A 9,323-nucleotide genomic window follows, 5' to 3' on the forward strand; every position below is an offset into this window, starting at 1 on the left:
TTGTGGGTGGAGCCCGATACGCTATGTTGACAATTAGTTCCTCAAATGTAACTAAAAGGTTAACTATAATGTCGAACACGTTCCGAATTTCTCTGCTTACCGCTACTGTACTGTTCTCTGCTTCTGCACTCTCTGCCCTGCCGCAGGGCTATCCTGCTGAGTATCAAAAAGTTGTTGATGCCGCAACGAAAGAGGGCAAGGTTGTTATTTACTCCACCACCGACATCAAGGCCGCGGGACCGCTGATCCAGGGCTTCGAAAAAACCTACCCGGGCATTAAAGTCGAATACAACGACATGAACAGCACCGAGCTGTACAACCGCTTCATCAGCGAACAGGCCTCCGGTGGCGTGAGCGGCGACGTGGTCTGGAGCTCCTCTATGGACACCGGCCTGAAGCTCGCCACCGACTACGCCATGGAGTATAAATCGCCGGAGCAAAGCCAGCTGCCGAAATGGGCGGTCTGGAAGGATAAGGCTTACGGCACCACCTATGAGCCGGTGGTCTTTATCTACAACAAGCGCCTGATCCCGGCCGGCGACGTGCCGGATTCTCACGCCGCGCTGGCGAAGCTGATTGCCAGCCAGACGGACAAATTCAAGGGCAAAGTCACCACCTACGACATCGAAAAATCGGGTCTGGGCTTTATGCTATCGGTTCAGGATCACAACGCCGATCCTAATTACTTCAAAACCCTGGCCGACGTCGCCAAAGGTGGCTTATCGGTGCAGTCGTCTACCGGCACCATGATGGAGCGGGTCTCCTCCGGTGAAAACCTGATCGGCTTCAACATCCTCGGTTCCTACGCGGAAGCGCGCGCGAAGAACGATCCTTCGCTCGGCATTTCCTATCCAAAAGATTACACCCTGGTGCTGTCGCGCGTGTCGTTCATCAGCCAGCAATCGCAAAACAGCAACGCCGCGAAGCTGTGGCTGGACTATGTGCTGTCTGAACAAGGGCAAAACATTCTGGCCAATCAGGCGGATATTCCCTCCATTCGTAACGATATCGAAGGGAAAAACGATATCGACGGCCTGACCAAAATCCTCGGTAACGCGCTGAAGCCAATTCCGGTTGATGAAACGCTGCTGGAATACCTGCAGCCGAAAAAACGCCTGGAGTACATCAAAGAGTGGCGTACCGCCGCCGGTAAATAAGCGTCTGAGCGCGGCGCAGGCCGCCGCGCTCCCTTATCGACTGAGTTCGTTTTTCTGGGCTGCAACACCAGGGATACCCCATGAATACATTACGCAGAAAGTGGCAAAGCCTGCCGCGAGGCATCGTCGTGCTGATAACCGCCCTGGTTATCTACACCCCGCTGTCGTTTATCGTGATACAGAGCTTCCTGTCCGCCCCGTTCTTTTCGCCGTCAAAAGAGTGGAGCTTTGAATCATTTGAGTTTATTTTCACCGACCCTGATTTTTATAAGGCCCTGAAAAGCGGCTTTATTCTTGCTTTCGGGCTGGTCTTTATCTCCATTCCGCTGGGCGGCGTGCTGGCGTTTCTGATGGTGCGTACCGACCTGCCCGGCCGCCGGCTGATTGAGCCGCTGATCCTGGTCCCGATCTTCGTTTCACCGATGGTGCTGGGCTTTGGCTACGTGGTGGCCGCCGGTCCGGTGGGCTTTCTCTCCCAGTGGGCTCAGGCGCTGATTGGTTTTGTGCCGTGGAATATCTACGACATGTCGAGCATTGTGGTCATCGCCGGCCTGACGCACGTCCCGCACGCCTATCTGTATATCTCGTCTGCGCTGCGCAGCGTGGGCTCCGATGTGGAAGAAGCCGCACGCACCGCGGGCGCGTCGCCCTGGCAGGTCATGACCTCCGTCAGCCTGCCGATGGTGCGCCCGTCCATTCTGTACGCCACCGTGCTGCTGTTCTTCCTCGGGCTGGAAGTGTTCGGCCTGATGCTGGTCCTCGGCGACCCGGAAGGCAACATGGTGCTGGCGACCTATCTCTATAAGCTGACGAACAAGATGGGCACCCCATCCTATAACCTGATGGCGGCGGTTGCCGTGGTGCTGATCTGCATCACCATCCCGCTGGTGATGCTCCAGCGTCGCCTGATGCGCACCGCCAACCGCTTCGTCACCATGAAGGGCAAGGCTTCGCAGGCCCGCGCGCTGCCGCTGGGTAAATGGCGCTGGGTGGCTGGCGGAGTGATTGCCTTCTGGCTCACCGTCACCATCGGCGTTCCGCTGCTCGGCGTGGTATTGCGCGCGTTTATCTCCAACTGGGGCGTGGGCGTTTCGCTGTGGGACGAGCTTTCTCTGAACACCTTCCGCACCATCTGGGCGCAGCCCAACCTGCTGCGCGCCATCGTCAACTCCATGGCGATTGGCGTGATTGGCGGCGCGCTGGCCGTGGTGTGCTACCTGTTTGTCGGCATTGCCATGCACCGCAAGCCGGACAACACCACGCGTTTTCTGGACTACAGCGTGCTGGTGCCGCGCGCCGTGCCTGGCCTGCTGGCGGGTCTGGCGTTCCTGTGGGTGTTCCTGTTCCTGCCGATGTGGCTGGATAACTCGCTGAAATCCGGCTGGCTTTCCGGGTTCGCCTGGACCGACTGGATGCGTGAAAACGTCATCGTCTGGCTGCGTTCGCTGCGCAGCACCATTTTCAGCGTCTGGCTGGCCTATACCGTGGTGTGGATGGCTTACGGGCTGAGGCTTATCTCTTCCACGCTGCTGCAGGTAGGGCCAGAGCTTGAGGAAGCGGCGCGCAGCACCGGGGCGACGCGCGGGCAGATCACCCGCCACGTCACCATCCCGCTCTCCCGCTACGGTCTTATCGGTTCGTGGCTGCTGATGTTCCTGATCTTTGAGCGCGAATATTCAACGGGTGTGTACCTGCTTTCACCCGGCACGGAGACCATCGGCTCGATGCTGGTTTCCCTCTGGGCCGCGGGTGCCATCGATATCGTGGCGGCGCTCTCTTTCATTAACATCCTGCTGGTCGTGGTAGGTCTGGGCATTGCCCTTCGTTTCGGAGTGAAAATACATGATTGAATTAGCGGTTGACGATCTGCACTTAACCTACGGCGACAATCCTGTTTTAAAAGGTGTCTCCATGAACCTGAAGCGCGGCGAAGTGGTCTCACTGTTAGGCCCCTCTGGCAGCGGTAAAACCACCCTCCTGCGCGCCGTTGCGGGTCTGGAAAAACCGACGCAGGGGTCGATTGTCATTGGCAATAATAAAGTTTACGACGGCACGCCGCGCAGCGAGGTCCCGGCGGAAGAGCGTAACCTTGGGCTGGTGTTCCAGTCCTATGCCCTGTGGCCGCACAAGACCGTGTTTGAGAACGTGGCCTATCCGCTCAAGCTGCGCAAAGTCCCGGCCAAAGAGATCCAGCAGCGCGTGCAGGACGTGCTGGACCAGCTTGGTCTGGGCCATCTTGGCAAACGTCACCCGCACCAGCTCTCCGGTGGACAGCAGCAGCGCGTGGCGATTGGCCGGGCGCTGGTCTACAACCCGCCGGTGATTTTGCTGGACGAGCCGCTTTCCAACCTCGACGCCAAGCTGCGCGAAGAGGCCCGCGTGTTCCTGCGCGAGCTGATTATTAAGCTCGGGCTATCGGCACTGATGGTGACGCACGACCAGAACGAGGCGATGTCCATTTCCGACCGCATCCTGCTGCTTAACAACGGCAAAATTGAGCAACAGGGCACGCCGCAGGAGATGTACGGCTCGCCGAAAACGCTTTTTACCGCCGAGTTTATGGGCAGCAACAACCGCCTGCACGGCAAGGTCACCGAAGTGCGCGACGGCAAAGCGCGTATCGAAGGAAAAGGCTGGGTGCTGTGGGGCCAGGCCGGTGAAGGGGTGCAGAGCGGTGAAGAAGCGACGGCTGTGATCCGCGTCGAGCGCGTGGCGGTGGTCGATGGGCCTGGGGAAAATCAGCTTGAGCTGCCGCTGCTCACCAGCATGTATCTCGGCGACCGCTGGGAGTACCTGTTCCGCACGGTGGGAGATGATTTTGTGATCCGCGCGTATGGGCATGAGGTTCGGGATCCGCAGCACTGCCATCTTTCGTTGCCTGAGAAGCATGTTTGGGTGTTCCCGAAAGGGTGATGAGTCAATATTAATCTGCCATGGCCCGGTGGCGCTTCGCTTACCGGGTCGACGGGATAGAGAAATGACAGATGCCAGGATTGGTGGCGCTAGCCATTATTGTTAAGGCATTCTCATTAAAATAGTCACCTGACACTTCTTTCCGTCCGTACGCATAACGGGTTAAGGCTCCATATCAAAATGTTATTACAGAGCATATAAAGAAAATTTATGCATCATATCCAGCATTTTTGAAAACTGATTGAACATGCTCCGTCAGTCCAACAAGATCTTCATAGGCGATTGGGCCAAAATCAGGATAATGGTTTTCAATATACTCGTTAACATCTTCCATACCTTCACTGACTCTGAGATTCTTAACAAATGTAGGCAAAATACGATGATTAACACCAGTACCATACTCTTTCGGATGATGGGTCATACACCACTCAACTTTACCTTTATATGATTGAATCGCATCTTCCAGTAAGGTAATAACTTCTGGAACCTCTTTTTCAAATCGAAAACTGGTATAAGGAGGGTACTTAGAGCGATCAATTTTTTCAAAATGGTCATTTATCCATTCATCTTCGATACGGCTCTGATAATGTAACCACTCCAGTTTTCCAAGAGAACCAATGAAGTCCAACAAGATAGTTTCTTTCTTACCTATCGGAAACATTATTTTAACCCCTGTAATTTATCAGAGATCGTAACACTTCCCTGATTTATAGATTTGATATGTTTTTCCCAATCTCCTTTAGGAATCGGTTTTAAGGACACTCTTGGATCGTAAACATACTGACCATCGGTATAAACCTGATGGAAAGCTTGTTCATGTACAATTTTTCCATTTTCATACACATTTAAATTGTACGGAGTCGTCGGCCTTGCTTCAATAATTTTCCCGTGCCCGCCAGCTGCATCGAGAAGCTTAGGTGCGATATCTGAGCAATCCGTACAATCTGTATTGCCTATCCAGGCAATAAACTTAGGTTCGTTCATTTTTTCAATAACACTCTGATTGGCTGGATAACCGGGATTTTCAGGGCGAACATTTTCAAGGCCGGGGATCTTCTCGTTCTGATAGAAAAGATCATCCATTGAAGGAGAATCCGGAACCGGCGTAGTTGTCGTCCAGCCATTATTGTTTGACGCTCCATCACCGTTGGTATTACCAGTATGATTTATCCCTCCGGTTGCTACACTATCATTCCCTGTGTTGGAGGGCGTATTTCCGGTTACAGTCTGGTCTCCACCAGTGTTTGATGGTCCCGGGTTGATGACCTGCGTACCACCAGTACTGGTGATCGTCTTACCTGTCAGGGACTCATAGGCCGCTTTCTGAGCATCATTTAACTGACTGAGCTGGGAAGGATCATTGAGCGAGGCCACATAGATCAGATGCAACTGCTCATCTTGTGACAATGTATCCATTGCTGATGTGGATGCACCAATCCCCAGTAAAGCACCCAGACCACTGGCAACCAGGCGATCACGGCAAGCAGAAATTTTCAGACATCCCTGTGCAGCCAGTTTACCGCCCTGTATAACGACACTCAGCGAGTTATTCTCAACCTCCACCTTCGCCGTTTCCGACGCCATCGCCGCCATGGAGACGCTACCATCCGTCACCGCAGCGCCCGCCAGACCACCCGCGATACTCACGAGACTACTGACCAGCCGTTTCTCCTCTGGCGTCAGGTCACTGGATTTTTTATCTCCATACAGCGCACTGACCAGATGGTCGGTCATCGCCGAGGCCGTGATGGCCCCTATAGCACCGGCCTTCAGGCCATCCGCAGTGCTCCCGCCACTCAGCTGCGTCAGCGCCGCCGCCACAATACCGTGCAGCGCGGCACGGGCTGTCGGGTCTTTCTGCTCCTTGACCAGGGTCGCCAGCAGAGGGGCCGCCCCTGCTGCCGCGCCTGCCTTCAGGTTACCGCCAAGCGCACCTGCCAGTAATCCTGCCGCTGCGCTGCCCTTCGTCCAGAAGGCACTCCCCGGGCCGTACTCGGTATTCTGATATCCGGGCTGCGTCTTCAGGAACGCTTCCTGCTCCTGCGGCGTATCGCCCTGCAGTTTTCCTTCTGACGCCAGCTTCGCGCCCAGCGCCGCATTGGATTCCCGCGCTTTCTGCTCCGCATACTTGCCGTAAGCATCCAGCGCAGAGGTAGCCAGGGCCGCGCCTTCGCTCTGGACCGCCAGGTTATCCCTGACCTTCTGCACATCACCGTTCACGTCCACGCCGTGGTGGGCGTCAGCCGTATCACGGCTCAGGTCAGCAATATCCTGTTTCTGTCCCGCCGGGTTGCGAATGACAATGCTACCGCCACTCACCGCTGATGAGGTCGTGCCGGTGTGGCTCTCTTCTGCCTGGCCCGTACCGATGGCCGGTGCCAGGTTGCGGTTTTCACCGTTTCCGCTGCCGCCCGCGCTGCCGGAAAGCGCCACCGTATAGCCGTTGCCGCTGGTCTGGCTCTCGTTGTGGAGATTACTGAAACCCAGCGTGATACAGCACGAAGGACTGAGCAGGCCGCTGGAACCGGCGGAGTTTTCCGACGGCACCTTACGCTTTCTGTGTCTGGCGGTAGCGCTGCTAAGCCCGCGCCCACCGGCGTTTATCGCATTGAACGAACCGGAAAACAGCCTGCACCCGCAGATGCTGCCCGCCCTGGCGAGCTTAATCGCCGAGGCCAGCCGCTACGCGCAGATCTGGCTCACCAGCCACTCGCCGGAGCTGGCGAAGTTGATTGAGAAGCAGAGGTCGTTCTCGCTGTACCAGCTGTCGATGGAGAAGAGGGAGACGGGGGTGGAGAGGCTGGGGTAAGCCGCATTATCTTCCTTTGAAGTCCAGTAAAATGAAGTTTTTATTTTTTCTCTTTCACCATCAGGGACTGTCCCCTCCAATGATGATCCCTGCGCCTACAGAGATTTTGAGCGCAGGAATCAAGTCGCTCTACTTGAAATCCAAATCATTAATGAAGAGATACGAGGCCGCTGCAATTAGCAGACGGCCTGTAGCCATAGTGATAAAGAGGCCTGACATCCAGAGTAATACCAGTAATAAGAAAAGTTTTAATCGCGGATTAATCATCATTTCTATAACTACCACAATCATTTTCGTAATATTGATATTCGTTTGGCAGTACGTCGAGACGCTTTGGCTTTCTCTTGATCACTTATTGGTATTGACCCATTAGCAACTCTTGCACGTGTCCGTTGCCGTCCATGCTTCTATATCAAACGCCTTATTCTCAACAGAAAAATTGTCAATATTTTGACAGCTACTCGGGAGATATTCTACGCATCTTTCACGCGTCGAGTATTGCATAAAACCCACGTTCTGCATCTGAACCTTGTCATACTCGTTGGCGTATTTTTCACGAACATTTGCTTTGCAACTGCTGTCAGTGCCGCAAGCTACCAGTTCTTCGCTGCGACTTTTTTGCTGCCCGAACTGAGAGAGTTATCCTCATCTACAACTCGATCCGGTGCACATTATCGTAATGATAACGATTTTCCCTATTTTTTCATTGAGTTATACTGTTTCCACCTGCTGAACTTCCGGACCGGAAACTCTTTGCCCCGAAACGCTTTTTTGGCCCGAATACGCTACCGCCCCGGCGAAGATCACCAGACACATCAATATTTTTTCATCCGCATATAATGACCCATGTTTCATATATGGATCCGCGTTCGGTAAAGAAAACCCGCTATGATGGCCGAGAGAGCATTATAAATGACAATCTTGTAATCTATTAATTACATTAAGGATTGTTCCTGGCGGGAGAACTGTTTCGTTTATTCGATCGCTAGAATCAGCACTCCATACAAGCCGATCTCCAACACTTGTCTTGATAAAGTAAAGATAGCAACGGTTATCTTCCATAGGGACACATGTCATATCAAATAACCCATCAATCAATTTTTCACCGTCTCCAAGAAAATAACCTTTTGCATTGTTGTAAAGCTCACCAGCACTAACATCTAAATCGTTGATATAAAGCTGATTTATTGGTGCCTTTGAATAAAAACTGAACGTCGTTCGTAGCTCAAAAGCGTCTACGGTATCAAACACTTTTTTACCTTCAATATATAAAGCAAAAAGACCATTTTTCCAGATATCATCCGGATCGTTCCAGCATTCAACAACGTCAAACTGGAGAGCAAAAAGAAATGGATCGCCATAAATCATTTTATTCTTACTCCCAATTGTTTCTGGATTGCAGTTGGTATTTGTTCACTAGTCAAAGCATTCTTATCTGCAGTACTTCCGTTCCAATGATACTCGCCATTCGTACCCACAAAGCGATGCACATTCCCTTGGCTATCAACAGCAAATCTAACCTCCTTATTTGAATATTGTTTTGTACTCGGAATTGATTGCTCAAAAAGCTTAAGTGAATCTTGAGGTTCAATACCAGCGTTAGGCCTATTACTTGACTGACCCGGCGTGTGTTTTGGATTCGATTTATATACCAACCCATTATTAGCTTTCATAGGGGTAGGTACAGGTATTGCGCTTCCCTTCCCAGCCTTACTAATTCCTCCGAAAGCCGCCGCCGCTGCACCAGCTACAATATCAGTCTGAATCGCATCCAGTCCATACTCTTTCTGAAGAGCTTCCGAGACTTTGTTGGTGGAAATAACTCCATCAGCCTGGATCTGATGCATCCATGTTGCTGTCAGGTCATAAGCCATCTTGGCCGGAATGTCCTGACCCAGTGCTTTATCCAGTGCATGCTTTACCGCCATGCTATCAGCCAGCACATCACCATATTTCTGCTGGCAAGTCGTAGGATTGGTCGCACAGTCTCTGATAAGCTGCTGTTGCTGAGAGGTACTCAGTTCCTCATATTTCTTTATAATGCCATCACAATTACCGCCGCTGGCCTGACAGGACTTCATTTCAGCAGACCAGGCCTCTATTTGTTTGCTGCTCAGATAGTTATTCTCAACCGCATTCTTCCCGGCCTGCGCTCCCTCCGCAGCCGACGCAGTACTACCCCCCTCAATCCCTCCGGCCATTCCTGCCGAAATTGTCGCTAGCGTGCTGACCGTCTGTTTCTGCTCCTCACTCAGGTCGCTGACCGCTTTACCTGGATACATTGCCGCCATGATTGCCCGCGCAGCCAGCTCACCCGTCGCGGCACCTGCCGCACCCGCCGCTGCGCTATTCCCCTGCAGTACCGCAACTGCGCCACCCAGTATCGCGTGCGCAATCGTGTTGATAGCCGGGTTATCCTCTGTCGATTTCAGCAGATGCGCCAG

Annotated in this window: 7 protein-coding genes and 1 pseudogene; 4 read left to right on the forward strand and 4 right to left on the reverse strand. The window is 53.1% G+C overall.

The genetic code is table 11. The features are described from left to right. The first annotated feature begins 68 nt into the window (after positions 1-68). The 3 genes from ACWKXN_RS14810 (at position 69) to ACWKXN_RS14820 (ending at position 4,070) form a co-directional block, all read left to right on the forward strand. Positions 69-1,157, forward strand: coding sequence for an ABC transporter substrate-binding protein (locus ACWKXN_RS14810; RefSeq protein ID WP_023309072.1), 1,089 nt, complete (start codon positions 69-71; stop codon positions 1,155-1,157). Positions 1,158-1,237: 80 nt separating this feature from the next. Next, positions 1,238-3,007, forward strand: a complete 1,770-nt coding sequence (locus tag ACWKXN_RS14815) for an ABC transporter permease (protein WP_023309073.1) — start codon at positions 1,238-1,240, stop codon at positions 3,005-3,007. Then, complete coding sequence (locus tag ACWKXN_RS14820) at positions 3,000-4,070, forward strand: ABC transporter ATP-binding protein (protein ID WP_182071541.1); 1,071 nt, start codon at positions 3,000-3,002, stop codon at positions 4,068-4,070. Before ACWKXN_RS14815 ends, ACWKXN_RS14820 begins: the two co-directional genes overlap by 8 nt. Before the next feature lie 208 nt (positions 4,071-4,278). On the opposite strand, the gene ACWKXN_RS14825 is transcribed toward ACWKXN_RS14820, so the two are convergent. Next, complete coding sequence (locus ACWKXN_RS14825; protein WP_033146464.1) at positions 4,279-4,731, reverse strand: hypothetical protein; 453 nt, start codon at positions 4,729-4,731, stop codon at positions 4,279-4,281. Next, the gene (locus ACWKXN_RS14830) at positions 4,731-6,503 is read right to left on the reverse strand and encodes a VENN motif pre-toxin domain-containing protein (RefSeq protein ID WP_454543968.1); all 1,773 of its coding nucleotides are present in this window, start codon (positions 6,501-6,503) and stop codon (positions 4,731-4,733) included. The genes ACWKXN_RS14825 and ACWKXN_RS14830 overlap by 1 nt, the downstream gene beginning before the upstream one ends. Before the next feature lie 55 nt (positions 6,504-6,558). Here ACWKXN_RS14830 and ACWKXN_RS14835 point away from each other — a divergent pair. Beyond that, positions 6,559-6,879, forward strand: a pseudogene (locus ACWKXN_RS14835) (AAA family ATPase); the annotation flags it as partial. 906 nt (positions 6,880-7,785) lie between these two features. On the opposite strand, the gene ACWKXN_RS14840 reads toward ACWKXN_RS14835, so the two are convergent. Both ACWKXN_RS14840 and ACWKXN_RS14845 read right to left on the reverse strand, forming a co-directional pair. Beyond that, positions 7,786-8,247: an immunity 42 family protein gene (locus ACWKXN_RS14840; protein ID WP_454543969.1), complete on the reverse strand. Its 462-nt coding sequence runs from the start codon at positions 8,245-8,247 to the stop codon at positions 7,786-7,788. Further along, a partial coding sequence (locus tag ACWKXN_RS14845) for a VENN motif pre-toxin domain-containing protein (RefSeq protein WP_454543970.1) occupies positions 8,244-9,323 on the reverse strand: 1,080 nt, incomplete at its 5' end. The genes ACWKXN_RS14840 and ACWKXN_RS14845, both read right to left, overlap by 4 nt.

The sequence above is a fragment of the Enterobacter sp. UPMP2060 genome (assembly GCF_053709655.1).